The following is a 19,271-nucleotide window of genomic DNA, read 5'->3' as shown; positions in this document are numbered from 1 at the left end:
ATTGTGAGCGTTAGTGACTCAGATGACGACCAATTCATGGGGTAAGGGCTGGACGGCCGACGAAGTTGCTGAATTCGTTGAGAATACCTACAGCCGCGACGTCATCTTGGACGTCTTTATGGGGTTTGCGGGCGCCTACATGGGGCGGCGTTGTATCCTTATTGTCGGCTCGAATAGCCTCCACGCCCACTGGATTCAAGACTGGCCAGAGCTCACGGATCTTGCGCTGGAGTTAGTTCGGTCAGCACGTGCTGCCTACTCTCCAGACGCCAAGATTGTTCGCGCCGGACTCCAAGTGGGTACCGCAGGGGAGCTCGGAGTTACTGAGCTTTTCCAGACTTTGGAGATTCCCGAGCCCCAAACGCTGGCGAGTGTGGCCATTCCTATCAGCGGTCGGACGGCCATTTCTCTGCTCGGTGAGCCCGCCGTTCCGAATATCGCAAGCACTGACCTTGAAAGCCTCGGTGAGCGCGTTGGTGAGCAGCTAGAGCGCGTGATCAAACTGGCGAAAGCTGGGAATTTGCCTCCCGAGGCAGCACGGGTCCCCGATCCTCCGGCACGTTTCAAAGAAGACCAGCGTGAAAGCTCGGCGGCTCCGCATATGATGCCTGGTTCGGCCGAGAGTGCGGCCAGCGCGAGCGAGTCCTCGGTTGTAGATGGTACGCAGGAGCGAAGGCGCCCTGCGATTGGGGAGCTATTGCGCTCAACTCGAGAGATGGACGTGCTCGACATGGACGAGGCGCGACCAACCATCGAAGCCCCCAAAATAACCAAGGAGCAGGCAAATGCCTCGTCCACCATGTTTGGCCTGCCGCTAGCCACCAAAAAATTCGATATTCATGACGTGGGTTTATTCGAGTCGAACGACGAAGTACCTGCTATCAAGCCGGGTTTTGATGACCAAGGCACCGTGAAGGCCGAGGTGCCCGCCGAGTTCCGACAGGATTCAGAAGGCACCGTCAAAGCTCAAGTCCCCGCCGAGTTCCGAGACGCGGAAGAGACCAGGCTTGTGCCTGAAAGCGTGGCGAAAGAACTCTCTGAGGCTTCAGGCGCCGAGAGTGGCGACAAACCCAAAACCGGCGAGGTTTTGGAGATTTCGGGGCTCGCTGAAGAATCGACGCCTCCGGATTTTGCTGCCCCCGCGCCTTCAAAATCGCAGGTTCGCTCAGAAGTTGAGGTCGTCACACCAAAATCACTCGGTGATGAAACTTCCAACAAGACTCTAGTCGGGGGCATCGAGGCCCAAGCGTCTTTCCTTTCGCGAAAAGTCGAAACCCAGAAACGAGAAGACGACGCGCCTCCAGCGTTAGGCGCACCAGTCGGGGGCTCCACAATTCCCGGTGGTATCGAGGCTTTCAAGAGCGAGGCCGCTGAGACTCCGATCCCTGAGACCAAACGCGGCGTCCCGATGGCGGGCATTCTCAAACCCGCCAAATTCACTCGCCGCCGCACCAGAACTCCGGCACCCACCGTGGGCAGCGCCACCATGCAGGCTCCCAAGCCGCAACCTGCCCATGATGACGACGATAAGGAGGAAGACTTAAAGGCTGAGTCTTCACTTCACACCATGATGGGGATGTCCGACTCTTGGGCAGACCAAAGCCAGGAAGAAAAATCAGGCCCTGTGCATGATGCGTGGTTCGATTACTTCGCTGAAGAGCTGGAGACGCGCGACAAAGAACAGGCGCAGTCAGATGCCGACGACCCGCTGACCATTCCACCCGAGGCCCTCGAGAGGCTCCTTGAGAGTGGGCCGATCGCGCTAGACCTGCAAGAAAGCTTCTTGCTCATGGATAGTCGTGACCCTCGTGTCGCTTTTGATGCCGCGCACGAAATCGCAGAAGCTGGTGAAGAAGTTATCGATGTTCTGGTCGAGATGTTTCCTGGGCGCCTCTGGGTTGATAGATACCAGTTTACGCCGGAAACCCTGCCTCCTGTCTCCGAGCACGGCCCTGTGCTCGCCGCACTGGTGCGCATTGGAGAACCTTCGCTGATCGTGGTGGCACGTTATATCAACTCGACCTCCATCGAGCAGCGTTTCTACGCCACCATGCTTCTCAAGGCCTTACCGGCAGACGGATTGCTCGACGCACTCTTTCTGCGCCTATTTGATCGCGATAAACAGACGCGGACGATCGCGCGCCATATCGTGCTTCAATACACCGACGCGCCGAACTTCAAGTCGGCCATTCGAGCAAAGCTGCTCCACACTCTCGAGATGGACCAAGACGACCTCAAGGTTGAAGTGGCCTCCGATATTCTCTCCAGATTGCGCGACGTCGACGCCGTACCACTGCTCATTGAACTGCTTGGAAAACACGCCGAACACACCAACCGCGTGGTGATGACGAGCTTGCAGAATATCACGCTTCATCAGCACTCGGCGCCCTTCGAGTGGAAGCAGTGGTGGGCTGAGGCCAAGGATTCCGAGCGCTCAACTTGGATCGTCAAGGCTATGGATTCACCACATGACCAAATCCGACATTTGGTCTACGAAGAGATCCAGCGCATTCCGGGTTTGGAGATTTCGTACCATCCTGATCAGCCGTCAAAACTAAGGCAGCGTGCGCAGAAACTACTCGAACAATGGTTCGCGCAAAGGTCTTAAGGCGTGGCAAATCCAGCTATTCAACTCAATCAACCTCTTCATGAGGTGATTCGTCGTGGGCATCCATGGGTCTTTATGGATGCCGTCAACTTTGACGACTCCATCAAGGCGGGCACCGTTGTAGACCTCTACTCCGTGGACTGGGAATGGGTAGCCCGCGGTGTATGGGACCCGGACTCGCCGATTCGGTTTCGTGCGTGGACCACAAATCCTGACGTCGCGGTGAACAACAATCTCTTGGAACAGCGGATTCGGCAGGCGCTTAAGTGGAGGCCGTTTCCGAATGCGGAGACCAACGGCTTTAGGGCGCTGAACGGGGAGGGCGACCGAACCCCTGGGCTCGTCTGTGATGTTTATGCCAACGTGGCTGTGTTTCGGGTGGACGGTGTTGCCGCGGAGAGGTGGCTTCAGCCCGCACAACGGCTCATGAAGAAGCTCCTTGGTGTGGAGCATGTCGCTGTCCGGCGAAGCCAAATTTACGCTCAGGACAAGGAAACCGCAGAGTGGTTGGAGGGCGGAGTTGACGAAGTCATCTTCACCGAAGGCGGCTTGAAATACGTCTGCGACCCAATCTCGGGGCAAAAGACAGGTTTCTTTCTCGATCAGCGTGCAAATCGAGCGCGACTTGCCGAAGTGAGCAAAGGCCGGCGGCTTCTGAACCTTTTTGGTTATACCGGGGCCTTTTCTTTGGCGGCTGCTGCCGCTGGCGCCGCGCGAACTACCACGGTGGACCTCGCGAAACCCGCCATCAAAGCGGCAGAGCGGCATTTTGAGATCAACGGGCTCGTGCCCCAAGCGCATGAGTTTGTAGCATCGGACGTCTTCGACTATCTGGAGCAATTTCAGCCGGGCCGAGCACCTTTTGACGTGGTTGTCTGCGACCCTCCAAGCTTTGCACACCGCCGCTCGGATTTGGAAAGAGCAACCCAGGCGTACGTTCGTCTTTTTTCCAAGGTCTTTGAGGTGATGCCCGCCGGCTCGCATGTGGCGCTAGCTTCGTGCTCGAGCCATATTCACGGTGAGCACTTCCGGCGGATTGTGGCCGACGCAGCCGCTGAGGCCCAGGTGAGCTACGTGATGCAGGGAATCTGGGGTGCCGACGTGGACCACCCCATCCTCGCGAGCTTCCCCGAAGGTGATTATCTGCAGTTCAGCCTGGGAACCCTCTAAAAGCGCGCTCTTAAGGGGTGTACACCACGGGCTCGGAGTACGGTGGCATCTCTCGCTGCTGGTACGTCATGGCGGCAACCACGATGTCTTCAGGGGCTTTGAGCATGGTGGCATAGAAGCCGTGTGAGCCCGTGAACACGTCGCGTCCAGCAAGAGTTTGGATTGTCCAACCGTTTCCGCCACGAGTGGCCAGGTGCAAGGTGTGGCGAGTCGCATCCTGAAAGAGTGCAACCAACTCGTCGTTCGCGTTGAATCGTAACATCACGTCCTCACCAATCTCGTTCACAATCCACCCAGCGCTTGTATCCCTCAAACCGTCGGCGATCATCTCCACCGCGCCACCCGGAGCGCGATAGGCGAGCCGCTTGGCAGAAGGGTCCATGAACGCCACGTGAATCTCCGAGTTGGAGTCCATCACGGCCGAAACATAAGGGCCCGAAGGTGTCCCGATGAACGTAGGAGTTGCCCACGCGCTGCCATCAAACACCGTGTAAGCGCCGGACCAATCACGATGGTCGTAGAAGCTCAGAATAAGGCCGTCAGTAGTTTCTTGAAGTTGATTCAAGAGTCCGGTGGTGCCGGGGAATGAACCCGCTGGCTCCTCATAGATTGCCAAACACGTACCCTCAAAACATGCGGTGCCTTCGGCGCAATCTCCTGCGCAGTCGTTTGAAGGCCTTGCACACGTACTTTGAGCTACAAAACATCTGTCTGCCGCGCGGCAATCTCCACCGCACGGGTTGCTCGCTCCCGCTGTGTAGACCACGCCAAAATCGGCGCTCACGGCGCTGAACGCATCGCCTTCAGCAAACGTTGCATGTCGGATCTCCGCGTTGAAACCAGCACCGGCTTCGCCCACGTTATCGGCGAGGTAGACCACATGAACTTGACCGTCCTTGACCAGTGCGTCTGGATAGAATCCGGCGCCTACGGTCTCGTCAAAGGCCTTTGTCTCAAAGCTCCAATCGGTGCCGCTGCCGGTTCCACGAGCGTACTTCATGACGCCTTCTTCCTCGTCACGATAGAAGATATGGGCAACACCCGCGGAGTCCACAGCGATCGCGGTATGCGTTCCAAGATCGTCTCCACGGTCTCGGATACCACCACGAGGGCCATTGAGCGAACCCGTCACATCACCTGAAGTCGGCACGCCGTCCACGAAGTACCACACGGGTTCTCCGGCACCTGCGAAAGCACCGACCATAAGGTCCGTGTACGTGGCGTTATAAGCGGCAACGAGGGTGGTTGAACCTGCCTGAGCCATGCTCAGGTACATGCCGTGGAATCCAAGTGGAAGCGGCGGAAGCTCCTGGCATTCACACGCTCCAGCGTCGATCTCACAAGTGGCTTCATCACCACTTGGTTCTTGGACCACAACAGGACCAAAGCCCTCGTCACAAACGGTCTTTCCGCACGGATCTTCAAGGACCTGACAGGAGTTCGAATCGCGGCAGCAGAAGGCGCCATCCTCGCAACCACCGTCACAATAGTCCGTGCACACACAGACGTCGTCCGTGCCACACGACGAAATCGCATCTGGCCCACATTGCTCAGCACAGCTCGCCTCGCATTGAGAGACACAGGCACCGTCAGAGCATTGCTGGCCTTCGGCACAATCTTGAGCCGTCTGGCAGCCTTCCACGCATGAGTTCTCTGGCCCACAATACGTGCCGTCTGGGCACGAGGCACAGGGGCTCGGTGTGGTCGCGTCATCAGAACACGCCGTGCCAAGGAGTACGGCCGTGAGAGCGAGCGCCTTCAGGGCATTCTTGCGTCGAATAAAGAAGAGCGGCAGCAGAAGCAGCGCCCAAAGCGGTGCACCACCTGCCGAGTTACAGCCTGTCTTGGGCTCGGTAGGAGCACTACCAAGGGTTTGATGGATCGTTCGAGTATCTCCCGAAACCCGCCCCTCACGGTCACGCGCTTCAACATCCACGCGCAGCCCGTCAGGTACGTGCGTGAGGACGAATTCTCGCTCGCTGCTCCACGCAGACCAGCTGCCGTCATGACCCTCACCTACTAGCCGCCAGCGAACCATCACGTCCTGAGGCACGGTGTCCTCCACAAAGGCGCTGAGCTTAAGCCCGTTGCGCTCGATCTGAACCGTGGGCTCGTCCCAGTCGATCACCAACTCTTGTGCCGCAACAATCGCAGACTCGGACTCCGGCCGACCCATATAACGTGCACGTACTTCGACGCGATGCGCGCCTGGAATCACGAGCGTAGGATCGTTGATCTGAAGTTTGTTGGACCGCGTCCAATGGCTCCAGAAGCCGTCACCAACGCGCCAGGAGAACTCAAGTTCTTCGGCTGAACTAAACAAATCGGTGGGTAGCGCCATGACTCCGAGTTCGACCTTCGGGCTTGGGAAGCCTGACTCTTTGGTCTCGTAATGAACTTTTGAGCTCGTAATGATGGGCTCAACACCCAGCCGATAGGGTTGAGTGGTGGTCGCGAGGTTCGCGTAAATCGCGATCATCTCGTTATTGTCTACGCTCGTAATATCGTCCTGACCAATCGCAAGCTGCAGGCCGAGAAGGTCTGGCAAGTCGATTGGGTCCACAAGACTTCCCGCAAGAGCAGGCAGCGCCACGCCCAGCAGGGTCGGCAGGAGATCTTTGAGCTTCTGCTCATCCTCGGCCACGAGCTCATACTCGATTGGGCGCACGTTGGTAATAGCAGCGCTAAGGTCCCCGATAATAGGCGTGATCTGATTCATGCCGGGCACGATCGCCACAGGCACTTGCAGGTCGCCACGAAGCGTAAAGAGGCGCGTCCATCGCTCCTGACCAAAGGCGTAGATATGGATGTCCATATCCTTCCAGTCGATGGTGATCAGTGGGTCGTCGATCGAGTACGACTCGCCCGAAGGTGTCACCGTATTCTGGCCCAGAATCACGTCCGGAGCCTTCTGTGGGACGATCTTGATATAGACCGCACTTCCCGAAGCCGTGACATCTCGAAGGCTCGGCAGCAACGAAGCAAAGAGACTCGTGCTCAGCGAGAATGAATCCAGCGAGTCAGAGCTTACGAGCAGGCAGGTCGCGCCGGAGCCCCAAACAGACCACAAGAGGTGCTGAACTGCGCGTTTATGGTAGCCGAGTCCGAACATGAATGGTTGACCGCCGGGCTTGGTGTTGCCTACGATCGAGTTGCTCAGTGCAACAGGCGAATCACTCGGACGGCGTGTTGGGTCCGAAGGCACGCAACGCCGCAACATGTCTGGCTCGTAGCCTGACCGAAGAGCGATTGTCACACCGTCGTTGACGGTGGTGTAGTCGGCCGCTTTGATTACAAGGTCCATCGCCGATTCAGGGTGTTCGGTGAAATCTGCCAACGCATCTCCGAGCAAGAACTTGCCTTCGATTCCAAGTGTACGGGGTACACATCGATCGTCGGGATAGCGGCACACACCTTCGTCGCAAGTTCCTACAGAACAAGGCGTCGAAGCGTCGCACGTGCGGCAGAGTTGCTCGCCTACAATATCGTCTACCGCAGTTTGTAGCTCAGGCGTGAGCTGCCCGGTGATCAAGTCCCGTACGAACCCAATTCCCGCGACGGCATCCGTACTTTCACATGTGAGTCGTTCCAAGAAATTGGCGTCCGGACCTGGGTCGATCTCAATCTTCAGGTCGTCGAAGTTGATCAAGATCTCGCCAAGTTGGATTTGAACGTCCTCGGTGATCGGATCCACGCTGAACGTTACCGGCAGGCCGGCTTCGATCTGACCCGGAAGAGAAGAGTTGCCACGAAGCTCCAGTTTTGCCTCACACGGCGCCCCGAGAATCTCGATCGGCAAAGTCTCATCAAGCCCGCCGATGATGACCGCTACGTTGAGGGTGTCAGGTGGGGTCGTCGAAATCGAGGCATCGTCGATGGTCATCGAAAGATCGCAACCAGGCGAGCCGTCACTGCACGTGCTTCCCTGACAAATCATATCCGACTCAGGCACGCAGAACGAAAGACCGTCCGGCAAGGCGCCCGCAACGATTCCGCCCAGGTTATCTTCCACGAAGTTCAAGCCGCTCGGCGTGATGCGAACCTGCCCGCTCAGCTCCACGTGGGGCGCGTTTGCGGGATAGGGACCTTGCTCAAAGCCACCACACGAACAATCCGAACATCCGTCGTCCGAACACGCAGCAATAAACAACGCACCGACCAACCAAACGGCAGCGCGCTTCGAAACTCCAAAACCCAATAATTCTCGGGCGGACCAAGATCTAGACATGTCGGCCTCTATTCATTCCTCCGCGTCATCGCGGAAATGTTCATTTAAGTAGTCCATATAGAATTGAGCGTTTTTTGCCTCAGGAATCAAGCCATCTAGCAAAGAAAACTCCAAAAAGTCCTTTCGGCGCCCTACATCCGGGCCGGGTTTTAGACCAAACGTCTCAACGATAGTCTTCCCAATACCGCGTGGAAGCTCGGGTCTAAGGTTGCCGGCCTTCTCAAGATCGGCCATTCGCGTCTCAAAATCGCCCAACCATTCTTTTCGGTCCCCAGAGCCCAAAATTTGGTCCACGTGGCGCGCAAAGCGCAGAGTCTGAGCACAAAACGGGTCGAGCTCCCTCACCATTCGCCTTATCGCCGCGTCCGTCCACTCCGAAGTGCTCGCTGTCAACGTCTGATGCTGAGCCAGGATAGTCCGAATTTCCAAAGAAAGCGCGTTATCGAAGGTCAGGCGTTTTGCAATTCCCTCCACTAGCATCGCAGCATGCGGGCCGGGCCGCTCCCGCGCCCAAAACGCCCCCACCGAGAAGAGTACGCTCGCCCAACGCTGGCTCAATTCCGGTGGAGCGCCGCCGACCAAACGCATCGCGTCCGACCAAGGGCCGCCCAGGGCCTTTAGTCCCGCCAACTCAGGTAGGATGACGCCCAAAATTCTAACTTCCGCCAGAAACTCAAGAGCAGCCTCAACCTCGCTCCCCAAAAGAAGCTTGTTCATCTCCTGTAGCCAGCGTTCGCGACTGATGTCCAGAATATGCTCGGCGCGCTCGTCCGCGGCGCGCCTCAAGTCCGGGTCCACATCAAAACCAAGGCGCGCTACAAATCTACCGATCCGCAAAATCCGCAGCGGATCCTCGGCGAGCGTCTCGAGTGGGTCGGAAACCACGCGCAAGACGCGGCGCTCCAAATCCCCTAGACCGTCATAGGGATCCACGAACTCACCCGCCTCATTCATCGCGATTGAGTTGATCGAAAAGTCTCGCCGCCTTAAATCTTGAGCGATGGTATCCCCATACTTGACCACCGGATGCCTGCTTCCTCGCCGATAGTACTCGGCCGAGCGATACGTCGTAACCTGGCAGTCCTTCGGGTAACCAGGCTCGGTCTCACTGTAGAGCACACACCCCACCGTCCCGAACTCGATCCCTACGTCATATGTGGTGAATCCAGCTTCCTTGAGGATTCGAAGAGTCTCCTGAGGGCGTGAATTCGTGCAGAAATCAAGGTCGTCGAGCGCGACCATTGGCACGCCAAGTGCCAGATCGCGCACCGCGCCACCCACTAAATAGAGCTCTTTCCCTGCCCGTTTGAATGCTTCAAAGAGTCGTTGCATGGCAAACTTTCACGTCACGTCTTGGCGACGGGTTTACCACAACTTCATTCGATGTGTACCAAAAACAAAAGGCCCGAAGGGTTTCGGGCCTTTTGTTCAAGGTTCGCGGTGACATTCAACCAACCATCACGTTCATTTACCGCGTTTTCATTTCAAACATCAAAATTTCAATTTCATCAAATCAATCAATCGCAAGCTTCGAACTTTTTCACTTACGTCTCTCTAGTAATGCGAGTTGTGTGCCAAACCTGAGTCTTTGGTGTTAAGTTGTTGGTTTTTAGGGTTTTTGGTGTATGTCTTCGTTCGTCCGAGCCCTCTGGCTATCGAAATCCCTGCCAGAAATGTCATGGTGGATGAAGAATTGGCCACTCGACTTGCCATCGTTTCGTTATTCGTCATCAGAAAAAATCCGTGATAGCTCAAGGCCATGGAAAAGGAATTCAAGATCTGGCGCTGGCGCATTTTCGCTGCTACGTGGCTCACTTACGCGGGCCTCTACTTTGCCCGAAAGCCTTTCTCTATCGTCAAAGCTAACCTCGGTGACGCCCACGCCTGGGATACCGAGGCCCTGGGTGCCCTCGGTGCGTTTTACCTGATCGCGTATACCATTGGTCAATTCATCGCGGGCGCTGCGGGCCAGAAATGGGGCCCGAGGCTCGTGCTTCTCTCAGGTATTGCCCTGAGCATCGCCGCGAATGCAGCGTGCGGCATCACCAATAGCTACGCGCTCTTCGCGGTTTTTGTGACCCTCAACGGCCTGGGGCAATCCACTGGCTGGTCGAATTGCGTTGGCACCATGGGGCAATGGTTCAGAAAGGACGAACGCGGCCGAGTCATGGGTGTTTGGGCCACGAACTTTCAAGTTGGCGGCATGCTGGCTAATGGACTTGCCGCCTTCGCTCTTGGCGCATGGGGCTTCGAGTATTCCTTCTTCGCGGGTTCGCTCGCCCTCCTCGTCGTCTGGGTCTTTGTCTACTTCAACCATCGAAACAAGCCCTCGGACGTGGGGCTCGAAGATATTGACGAAGAGGTCCCCGAGATAGACGAGAACGGAGATGAGGTTGCTGAAGTCGCCTGGCCACGGGCCGTTGTTCTGAATATCGCTATCGTTGGCGTCTTCTACTTCTTCGTTAAATTCATCCGCTATGCCATTTGGTCATGGGCACCTTTCCTACTCCAAAAGAATTACGGCCTCGATGGCGACGACGCCGGTTATATCTCCACGGTCTTTGATGCCGCGGGTATCCTCGGTGTGATCGCCTGCGGCTGGCTTTCTGACCGAGTCTTCAAGAGCCGACGTGCGCTCACCTCATTTGTCTTCATTCTGGGAATGGTCGTCTCGTGTGTGCTCCTCTACACCGTTGGGAGCAGCAGCGTCTGGCTCTTCGCGGTATGCATGGGCATGATTGGGTTTACGCTCTACGGCCCGGATGCCCTGATGACCGGCGCAGGTGCCATCGATGTGGGGGCCGCCAAACGTGCCACTGTGGCCGCAGGTGTGATCAATGGAATGGGCTCGGTGGGTGCGGTGGTTCAAGAACTCGTGCTCGGGCGAATGCTAAAAACCGAATCCGTGGAATACGTGTTCGGAACTCTTTTGGTTAGCGCCCTTGCCGCACTGGCATGCCTTGCTTACCTTCTCTGGCGAGGCGCCCGAGGAAAGACCTCGGTTTAGGCATCCCTTTGAATTTGAGGCATTGTGTCGAAATCTTTTGAACTAGAAAGCAGGATTCTCCAAAGTCTTAAGAAACGTGAGGGAATCGCCACCGCCGCCGACGTGTCGGCCGATACAGGCATCGGTCTCGGAGAAACGGAAAACGAACTCCGGCGCATGCTCTCCTGGTACAAATCCCACCTCGATGTCGATGACGACGGAAACCTTCTCTACCGCTTTGATCCCGAGCTAGTGCGCCGCGGCGAAGACCGCGACCACACGTGGTACATGCTCAAAAAGCAGATCACTGCAGCCCTGCGTCTACTCTTCAAAGTCTGGGTCATGATCATGTTGGTGGGCTATACCATCGTGTTCATTGTCATCTTGCTCGCCCTCGCTGTGGGTGCACTGACCCAGAGTAATGATCGTGATAACGGGCTCGCGATGTTGCCGCTTAGACTCTTGGGCTCGCTCCTCGAATGGGTTTTCTGGTGGAATGTATTTGACGATGGGCGCTCCTCAAGGTCCCGTAGGTCCGGCTACGGAAACCAAAGTTTTGGTGGTTTTGAGACCCGCGGATACGCCGCAAAACGCCTCAAGCATAAGGTGGATAAACCCCTCTACCAGAAGATTACCGATTGGGTCGTCGGCCCTGAAAACCCCAAGGATCCTCTCAAGGCTCAGCAGCGCTTTGCTGCATGGGCGCGCAATAACAAGGGAATCGTGACGCCAGCGGATTGGTCTATCCGAACTGGTCTAAGCCTCGAAGATTCCGAAAACGCCCTAACAGCCGGAATCATGCGCTTTGGTGGCGATGTACAGGTCACTGAGAATGGCGTTCTGCTCTATAGATTTGATGAACTTCGCCTCAAAGCCACCGAAGATGCCGCTGAATCTGTGAATATGAGAGGTGACCTCCCCGTGGTCTGGCAAGATAAGGCTAAGCCTCAGCCTTTTTCGGGAAATGCCGCGTCCACGGACTTTTGGATCGCGCTTTTCACCATGTTCAATCTCTTCATGTCTTCGGCGACGCTCGTGACCTACAACGCCGGAACCATTCCTGAAATGACAGCCGGGGTCGCCATCGCCCTCGGCTGGATACCTCTTGTGTTCAGCGCGGCAATGCTCGGAATTCCCATCATTCGATGGTTCTTGAGAATCGCCGAAAGGGCGCGAGCAGCCAGAGAATCAAAACGGCGTAAGGCCCTCAGGACGGTCTTTGAGTCGGTACGTGGTGGCCAGGCTGAGGCCGTGATGCTTGACCCTGAGTTCGAAAAGGAGTTTGCCCTCGAGTTTAATGGCGAGCCGGTCGAGGCTCAAAATGGCCGCATGTTGTGGCGCTTTGACGAGCTCGCCCTTCATTTCCAAGAGGCCACGGACGCTCGAAACGCTGCTCAGAGTCAGATTGTTTTCGGACAGACGGTCTTCTCATCCGATGAGTCCACAAAGTCTATGAACGATGCCGACCTCGAAGACTTCGAGCGGCGACTTGCCATGGAACTTGGAATTCCTGAGACGCAATACGCCTAGATCTCTCCAATCTGCACGCTAAGCGTAGTGGCCGCACCCGCTCCGGCATTTCCGTCCGGGAACGTGACCTCAAACTCACACGTGCCCGTAGAAAGGCCCTCAACACGCAAGAATAGCGATTCGTTGGGCTTCTCGCTGTCCTCGTAATCCCCGGGCACGACCACTTCGCAGACTTCCGGGGTCAACGACTCGGCGTTCATCGTCAAAGCCGCCTGACACAGAATCTCCTCTCCAACGCTTGGAGCCACCAAGACGAAACCGTTCTGGCCGGAAAGCAGCGCCACGTTCTCAAACCCGGGGGCGATAGTGGCACCATCGACTTCACCCACATCCGTCACCACCATCTCGAGCTTCTCGTCATCAAGAGTTGAGCTCATGGTGAGCGTCCCGACGTCTCCGAGATCCACAAAGAAAGACGACTGGCTCTTGGACTCTGTGTCCAACGCGGCTGCCCCCTCCGGTGCAAATTCAATCGGGAAGAGGCCATAACCAATGGCGGGCTCGTCGCGTTCAGTAAACATATCGTAAGGAACAAAGACGCGTTGAGAATTGGCCAAGTACCTGCCGCGTTCCACGCCAGGTGCGAGGCAAGAGTGCCGAAGGTCGAGCTTTGTGGCCTCGTCCGCGCGCATATTCACTGAATCTGCGATGAGGTCGCCCGCCTGATTCGTAGCTTCGACTTCGATCAGGGTGTTGCCGGCCACGCCAGCCGCGACCGTGAGCTGTGTATCCGTGTGTGTCTCCACGTTCAATATGTCGGAGTCCTCGCTGAACGCCTGTGATATGGTGACGGGTAGGTTGGTGCCGGCTTCGCGCACACGCAGGTCGAGCTTCGCGCCAAGTGCCACCGGCTTGTTGAAATCCGTTAGGTTGTCATCGGCGGTATACGAAAAGACCAGGTTTCCCTCATTTCCCGTAATCTGAGACTGGCAGCCAGCACCGATCAGAATCAAAGTCGCAATAGTTAATTTTTTCATCCAATATCTCCTTTCATTCGACGAGGACACTGTCCTCGTCAGTTGGATAGTCTTAGAGAGGGAATTATTCTAATTCAAGAAAATCCCCTAGAAACACCCCAACGTCATGCACCCCAGAAACCCGCGCTCAAACACGCTACCTCGTCGTCTCGACAAATTTCTCAAGGACGAGCTCGGTTGGACTCGCCCAGTGACTCACGAGCGGCTACACGAGGTGCGAGTCAACGGCCAATCACTTAAACCTTGCGATATCGTTCTTCCCACGGATGAGGTTGAGATCGCCGGAGAATCACTAGAAATCGGGTCTCGCGACTTCAAAACTTATGTTTTCCACAAGCCGACCGGCATCATCACGGCGCACTCGGACCCGCACGGCAGGGCTTGTCTCGACCAGTATTCCCAGACCTGGGGCCACGCATGTGCGGTTGGACGCTTGGACAAAGATACCAGTGGCCTGCTCATCATTACTGACGACGGGGACCTAACGTTTGCCCTGATGTACCCCGAGTTTGAGGTGCGAAAACGCTACGTCATCGGCCTTCCCGAGCCGCTAGAGCGAGACGACTCGAGAGTTCGAAAACTCCTCGATGGCCTCGACCTGCAAGATGGTCCCGCCCGCGCGCTCCGCGCCGAGCTTCGGCCTGAGGGGCTCGCCATCGAGATCGACGAAGGAAGAAACCGGCAGGTCCGGCGCATGTGCAAGGTGGCCGGACTTCCGCTCCAGACGCTGCATAGAGAGGCCATCGGAAGCTTTGAGTTAGACGTCGAAGTCGAACAATTTCGCGAACTCTCCGAAGATGAAACCGACGAACTTTGGGCCGATGTCGGAGGAAGAGCTGCCATCCGCAAACGTCAGTGGGGAGCGCTGACCGAGCGAGTGAAAAAATGGCGGGAACAAGGAAGGCCGGATACTCGTTTGGAAGACTGGTTGGAGGAGTTTGGCGATGATCGCGTTTTTTGACATGGACGAGACCCTGTTGCGGGTCAATTCGGCAACGCTTTGGGTCAAGTACCAGTGGAAGAATGGTCAAATCTCAAAGCGAGAGTTCGCAAAGTCCGTTGGCTATCTGCTTGGATATAAGTTGGCCCTGGTGGACGTAGAGCGCCTTGCGCTGCAGGCCGCCCAAAAACTCAAAGGGCTGCCAGAGAGCGACCTCGAGGCCGAAATCCGAGCGTGGTATGAGGCCGAAATCCGACACATGGTTGAGCCGCATATGCTCGAAATAGTGGAAAAGCACAGGAATCAGGGTCACGAAATTGTGCTTCTGACGGCCTCAACGCGTTATGTTGCCCAGGCTCTGGGCCAAGACCTGAACATCGAATCGCTCATCGCAACGCGTTTTGAGGTGGACTCGGGAAGGTTCACCGGTCGCCTCGATGGCGGCCTTTGTTGGGGCCACGCCAAGGTGCGTGAGAGCCTAAAACTCGCGAAAGAAAGACGGGTTAGCCTTGATGATTGTTGGTTCTACACCGATTCGTACACTGACCTCCCTATGCTCGAGGCCGTGGGTCATCCCGTGGTGGTCAACCCAGACCCAAGACTGCAGCGTTGGGCCACTCGAAAAAGAGTTCCGATCATTGAACACTCGAAGCAAAACTAGTGCTCGGTCTAAATCTTGCCAAATCGGGGGGTGGCGTTTATGGTACGGCCAAGATCTTCACTTCAACTGACGCTCACACTATTTGCGCGACGAAGCGTCAGTTGCGAACGATACGCGCACAAGGACTGAACACATGAAGATCACGTGCCCAGCGTGCTCCGCAAGTTATAATATCGATTCGTCTCGGGTCCCTGCCAATGGGATGACGATGCGTTGCCCGAAGTGTTCGCACAGCTTCCGTGTTGAGTCAGATGGTGCTGTCTCTGAGGCTGCGCCTGGCGGATCGACGATGCTCGATTCGGGCGGTTTCGCGCTGCAGAACGAAAAATATTACGTCAAACGCCTGAACGGAAAAGTCTTCGGGCCTTTCGATGTGGGCGCCGTCCAGATGATGCTCCGGACCAATAAGGTCGCCAAAGACTCTGAGGTTTCAACCGATAAAGAATCCTGGACACCGATCGCTCAAATGCCGGAATTCGCAGCCCATATCGACGCTGAATTGCCGTCGTTTGGAGGCGATCCAAAAGCCACGATGATGGGCGGTTGGACGCAGCGCGAAGCTGGAAAAGCTGCGAACCCGTTCGGACTTGGATTCACGGACGATTTGCCAGCTCTCAAAGACGCTCCCGATCTTCCAGCACTTAAAGGCGGTATTGATCTCCCTGCGCCAAAAGGTGGAATCGACCTCCCGGCCCCCAAAGGTATTGACTTGCCAGCTCCTAAAGGTGGCATCGACCTTCCGGCCGTCAAAGGTGGGATCGACTTGCCAGCACCCAAAGGAGGGATCGATCTTCCAGCTCCAAAAGGGAGCATCGACCTTCCGGCGCCTAAAGGTCTCGACCTGCCAGCCCCCAAGGGTGGCCCACCAGAATTACCCTCGCCGAAAGCGCCTCCGGAGCTTCCATCGCCAAAGGCACCACCTCTACCAACGCCGAAGGCTGCGCCCTTGCCAGCTCCGAAAGACGACGATGATCTCTTCGGAAGCCCGGCAGCTGACGATGACGACTTGTTTGGAACGCCGTCGCGCTCAGACGATGACGACCTTTTTGGCGCGCCGAGCAAGCCGCAGCCCGCGGCGAGTTTCGGGGATGATGACGATCTTTTTGGCGCACCGGTTCAACCCAAAACTCAGGCTCCAGCGCTCGATGATGACGACCTCTTCGGCTCCTCATCAAAAGACGACGACGACGATATCTTCACGTCGAATGCTACACCTACAAAAGCCGAAGACGACGACTTCCTTGGCGGTGACGCCGGCTTCTCGTTCCTCGATGACCAGCCAGCAGACGAAGAAGATCTCTTCGGCGGCAACGATCTCTTTGGAGACTCGGAGCCTAAGTCTTTGAGCCCTGGAGTGGATGTACCGCCTGAAAAGAAAGCGCCAAAAGGTAGTGTAGACTCGTGGGGTGATGAGCTCCTCGACCGACCGAAACCAAAAACCGCGAAGGTCGACCTTTCAGTCGGCGCCGACGACCCCTTCCGGCCCAAGAGCGCCGGTATTCGAGAGCCGGAGCCGCAGGCCGAGTCGGCGACTGTAGGTCAGGAACAGGCAGCTGACGAAGACCGCAAGCGCGGGCCACTCCTCATTGGTGGGCTCGTTTTGGTCCTCGTACTCGTCGCTGCCGGTGGTTATGCCATCTACAGCGCCATGTCTTCCGATACCCCGCTGACACCCACAAACGTTCCGACCAAAGCCGCTGAAGTCAGCATGGACCTCAAACAGGTGGCCTCGGACAATTATGGGGATTACTCAAAGCTCCTCGACCAAGCAGGTGCTGCAAATCTTACCGGCGAAGATAGCGCGAAGTTGTTGGTCGTTCAGTCCCTCGTCTTGGCGCGTTATCCAAGCGAAGAATTAAAGACCGCGGCTGAGAAGCGTGCGCAGTCCTTCAAGGATGCAAACGGTGGGTATGAAGCCCTCGCACGAGGTGCTTTTGAGGCCTCCCAAGGCAATTCAGAAGCTGCTCGTGCCTACCTTGAGCCTTTGCTCGCCGGTGACGGTGAACTCCTCTTCTACGCCAATGTCTTTATGGGAATTGGTGATGTGAAGACCATCGAGCGTGAGCTCGCGGAGGGCGTTGTAGCGCCGGCCGAGGAACAACCTGCCGAGGAAGCACCTGCTGAGGAAGTCCCGGCTGAAGAAGAAGCCCCGGCTGAAGAAGAAGCCCCGGCTGAAGAAGAAGCCCCAGCTGAAGAAGCGGCCGAAGAAGCTCCGGTTGAAGACACTAAGAAGTCTCATCCGCTCTACTCCCGTGCTCAAATCGCCCTCACATCGGCGAGTGATCTTAGGACTGATTCGGCGATCGGGCCTTATTGGAAAGGCAAGCTCGAGAGCCTCAACGGCGACCTTGAGACCGCTATCAAGCATTGGGAAGCGGGAATCAAGGCTTCCCCAAATCATGTGGCGAGCCTCGTTGAGCTAGGCCGTGCGCACGAGGTTCAAGGAAGCCTTGTCTCAGCGCTGCCTCACGTCGAAAAGGTTAGCGGAGAGCTCGCCGAGGCGGCACACGCTACTGAGCGCGCCGAAGCCCTGCACATTGCCGGTATGGTCTACAAAGGTCAGCGACAAAGCGATCTGGCGATCGAGTCGTTTACCAAGGCACTTTCAATCGATCCGGCTAGACCGAGCACCTTGCGCGCACTGGCATCCGAATACGAAGCTACCAAGAAGTTCAAAGAAGCACTCAACTTCTTCACCACCAACAAGAACCTTGGGCAAAAAGAGCCGGAGGTCATGCTCGGCATTGTCAGAGCGCACACAGGCCTTGAGCAGTGGGGCGCAGCGATCGACCAGCTTGAAGAAGGACAGAAGACCTTTCCCAACGACGCTCGGTTCCCGTTCTATCTCGGCCGCCTCAATATGGACCGTGGTGACTTCCTCCAGGCTCAAAAAGCCTACGAGCGCGCGGTGGAAATCGACTCCAAGCTCCTCCTTGCGCATACCGCGTTAGCCAAGCTCTCGTGGCGAGTTGACAAGGATATTCTGAAGGGTGAGGAGCACGTAAAGAAAGTGGTTGAGCAGGCGGCCCTGATCGACGCTGAAGTCGCGGCTGATGTGGCTGAGTACTACTATCAGTCGGAGCGACGGGACACTGCTGAGCAATGGTATCGCGAGGCGCTCAATCGAGATCCTAACTTCTGGGAGGCACGTCTGGCATTGGCCAAGCTGCTCCTGGAGGAGCGGAAATTCCCAGAGGCAAAACAGCTCCTCGAAAAGGCTAGAGACGAGGGCGTGCAAGACGTGCGGCTATCGGCGTACCTTGCTGATGCCTACCGCCAAGAGGGGAACTACGACCGCGCAATCGACGAAATCAATAAGGTCATCGAGAAGTTCCCGAAGAACGAAGAGTATATCTACATTCGAGGCCGTATTCACTTCGATCGCGAGAATTACGACACAGCGATGAAGGACTTCAGCCGCGCGTACGATATCAACCCTCGGTATCACGACGCGTATTTCTACGTGGGCCGCACCGCCTTTGAAGAAGGCGATATCGCCACCGCGCTGAAAATCTTCCGACACGTTCTGGACTATCAGCCGAACCGTGGGAATTTCCGATACTTCATGGGCCGCGCACTGCAGCTTGAAGGAAGGGACTCTCAGGCTCTTGACGAGTACCGCAAGGCAACTGCGGTGGACCCCGCGTACGGCCTGGAAAACCCAGCGATCTACATCCATCGTGGGCGTTTGCTCTCCAAGCTCGGCTACAGCGCTGACGGCCGAAGCGACATCGCGAAAGCGCTCGAAATCGCACCCGATATGCCTGAGGCCCTGCTCGCGATGGCAGACTCCAACTATTCGGAAAAAGCTTACGACTCTGCGATCGCAAACTTTAGCAAGGCGCTCGAGCAAAACCCAGACAACTCAGATGCCCAGTACAAATTGGGGATGAGCCTCATCTACACGGGCAAACAACGTGAGGGTGCTCAGCGTCTGCAGCTTGCGATCAAGTACGGATTCAAGAATCCCGAGGTTTATCGAACGCTTGGCTATCTCTATAAAGACCTCGGGCAGAGAAAGCTCGCGCTCGAGTCATTCCAAACCTTCATGCAGGAAACCAAAGATCAGGAAATCCCAATCGGTGTTCGCCGTGAGATGTTGCGGCAAATCCAAGAATTGGGAGGCTGATTTTTTAGTTTCATGATAAAGTACTCTCTTAGTCTTAAGGAG

At 56.4% G+C, this 19,271-nt stretch carries 10 protein-coding genes; 7 read left to right on the top strand and 3 right to left on the bottom strand.

What is annotated here, in order from left to right; all coding sequences use genetic code 11:
• Window positions 1-22: 22 nt before the first annotated feature.
• Together FRD01_RS11330 and FRD01_RS11325 are read left to right on the top strand one after the other, a co-directional pair.
• Entirely contained in the window at window positions 23-2,608 is a 2,586-nt protein-coding gene (locus FRD01_RS11330; RefSeq protein WP_146959685.1) for a hypothetical protein, read from the top strand.
• Window positions 2,609-2,611: 3 nt separating this feature from the next.
• The gene (locus FRD01_RS11325; protein ID WP_146959683.1) at window positions 2,612-3,778 is read left to right on the top strand and encodes a class I SAM-dependent rRNA methyltransferase; all 1,167 of its coding nucleotides are present in this window, start codon (window positions 2,612-2,614) and stop codon (window positions 3,776-3,778) included.
• 10 nt (window positions 3,779-3,788) lie between these two features.
• On the opposite strand, the gene FRD01_RS11320 is transcribed toward FRD01_RS11325, so the two are convergent.
• Window positions 3,789-8,006, bottom strand: coding sequence for a Synerg-CTERM sorting domain-containing protein (locus FRD01_RS11320; protein ID WP_146959681.1), 4,218 nt, complete (start codon window positions 8,004-8,006; stop codon window positions 3,789-3,791).
• 12 nt (window positions 8,007-8,018) lie between these two features.
• Window positions 8,019-9,338: a CCA tRNA nucleotidyltransferase gene (locus FRD01_RS11315; protein ID WP_146959679.1), complete on the bottom strand. Its 1,320-nt coding sequence runs from the start codon at window positions 9,336-9,338 to the stop codon at window positions 8,019-8,021.
• Window positions 9,339-9,765: 427 nt separating this feature from the next.
• Between FRD01_RS11315 and FRD01_RS11310 the strand changes: the two genes are divergently transcribed.
• Both FRD01_RS11310 and FRD01_RS11305 read left to right on the top strand, forming a co-directional pair.
• Window positions 9,766-11,013 (top strand): MFS transporter, encoded by a 1,248-nt coding sequence (locus tag FRD01_RS11310; protein ID WP_146959677.1) that lies wholly within the window; start codon window positions 9,766-9,768, stop codon window positions 11,011-11,013.
• Window positions 11,014-11,037: 24 nt separating this feature from the next.
• Window positions 11,038-12,522, top strand: a complete 1,485-nt coding sequence (locus FRD01_RS11305; RefSeq protein ID WP_146959675.1) for a hypothetical protein — start codon at window positions 11,038-11,040, stop codon at window positions 12,520-12,522.
• On the opposite strand, the gene FRD01_RS11300 is transcribed toward FRD01_RS11305, so the two are convergent.
• Window positions 12,519-13,499, bottom strand: a complete 981-nt coding sequence (locus FRD01_RS11300; protein WP_146959674.1) for a hypothetical protein — start codon at window positions 13,497-13,499, stop codon at window positions 12,519-12,521. The genes FRD01_RS11305 and FRD01_RS11300 overlap by 4 nt on opposite strands.
• 106 nt (window positions 13,500-13,605) lie before the next feature.
• Here FRD01_RS11300 and FRD01_RS11295 point away from each other — a divergent pair, with 106 nt between their 5' ends.
• The 3 genes from FRD01_RS11295 (at window position 13,606) to FRD01_RS11285 (ending at window position 19,229) form a co-directional block, all read left to right on the top strand.
• Window positions 13,606-14,460 carry a pseudouridine synthase gene (locus tag FRD01_RS11295; RefSeq protein ID WP_146959672.1) on the top strand — a complete coding sequence of 285 codons (855 nt, stop codon included), beginning with the start codon at window positions 13,606-13,608 and terminating at the stop codon, window positions 14,458-14,460.
• Entirely contained in the window at window positions 14,444-15,100 is a 657-nt protein-coding gene (locus FRD01_RS11290; protein ID WP_146959670.1) for an HAD family hydrolase, read from the top strand. Before FRD01_RS11295 ends, FRD01_RS11290 begins: the two co-directional genes overlap by 17 nt.
• A gap of 133 nt (window positions 15,101-15,233) precedes the next feature.
• A complete protein-coding gene (locus FRD01_RS11285) occupies window positions 15,234-19,229 on the top strand; it encodes a tetratricopeptide repeat protein (RefSeq protein ID WP_146959668.1) in 3,996 nt (1,331 codons plus the stop codon).
• The last annotated feature ends 42 nt before the right edge of the window (window positions 19,230-19,271 follow it).

Source organism: Microvenator marinus, assembly GCF_007993755.1.
GTDB lineage: Bacteria > Myxococcota_A > Bradymonadia > Bradymonadales > Bradymonadaceae > Allomicrovenator > Allomicrovenator marinus.
Note: the sequence above shows the minus strand (reverse complement) of the source record. Positions and strands in the feature narration are given on the sequence as shown.

What these genes read in the sequence shown, in the direction of transcription:
- FRD01_RS11330 (WP_146959685.1), top strand. Translation starts at nt 23, where the DNA reads ATGACGACCAATTCATGGGGTAAGGGCTGGACGGCCGACGAAGTTGCT.
- FRD01_RS11320 (WP_146959681.1), bottom strand. Translation starts at nt 8,006, where the DNA reads ATGTCTAGATCTTGGTCCGCCCGAGAATTATTGGGTTTTGGAGTTTCG.
- FRD01_RS11315 (WP_146959679.1), bottom strand. Translation starts at nt 9,338, where the DNA reads ATGCAACGACTCTTTGAAGCATTCAAACGGGCAGGGAAAGAGCTCTAT.
- FRD01_RS11310 (WP_146959677.1), top strand. Translation starts at nt 9,766, where the DNA reads ATGGAAAAGGAATTCAAGATCTGGCGCTGGCGCATTTTCGCTGCTACG.
- FRD01_RS11300 (WP_146959674.1), bottom strand. Translation starts at nt 13,499, where the DNA reads ATGAAAAAATTAACTATTGCGACTTTGATTCTGATCGGTGCTGGCTGC.
- FRD01_RS11295 (WP_146959672.1), top strand. Translation starts at nt 13,606, where the DNA reads ATGCACCCCAGAAACCCGCGCTCAAACACGCTACCTCGTCGTCTCGAC.
- FRD01_RS11290 (WP_146959670.1), top strand. Translation starts at nt 14,444, where the DNA reads ATGATCGCGTTTTTTGACATGGACGAGACCCTGTTGCGGGTCAATTCG.
- FRD01_RS11285 (WP_146959668.1), top strand. Translation starts at nt 15,234, where the DNA reads ATGAAGATCACGTGCCCAGCGTGCTCCGCAAGTTATAATATCGATTCG.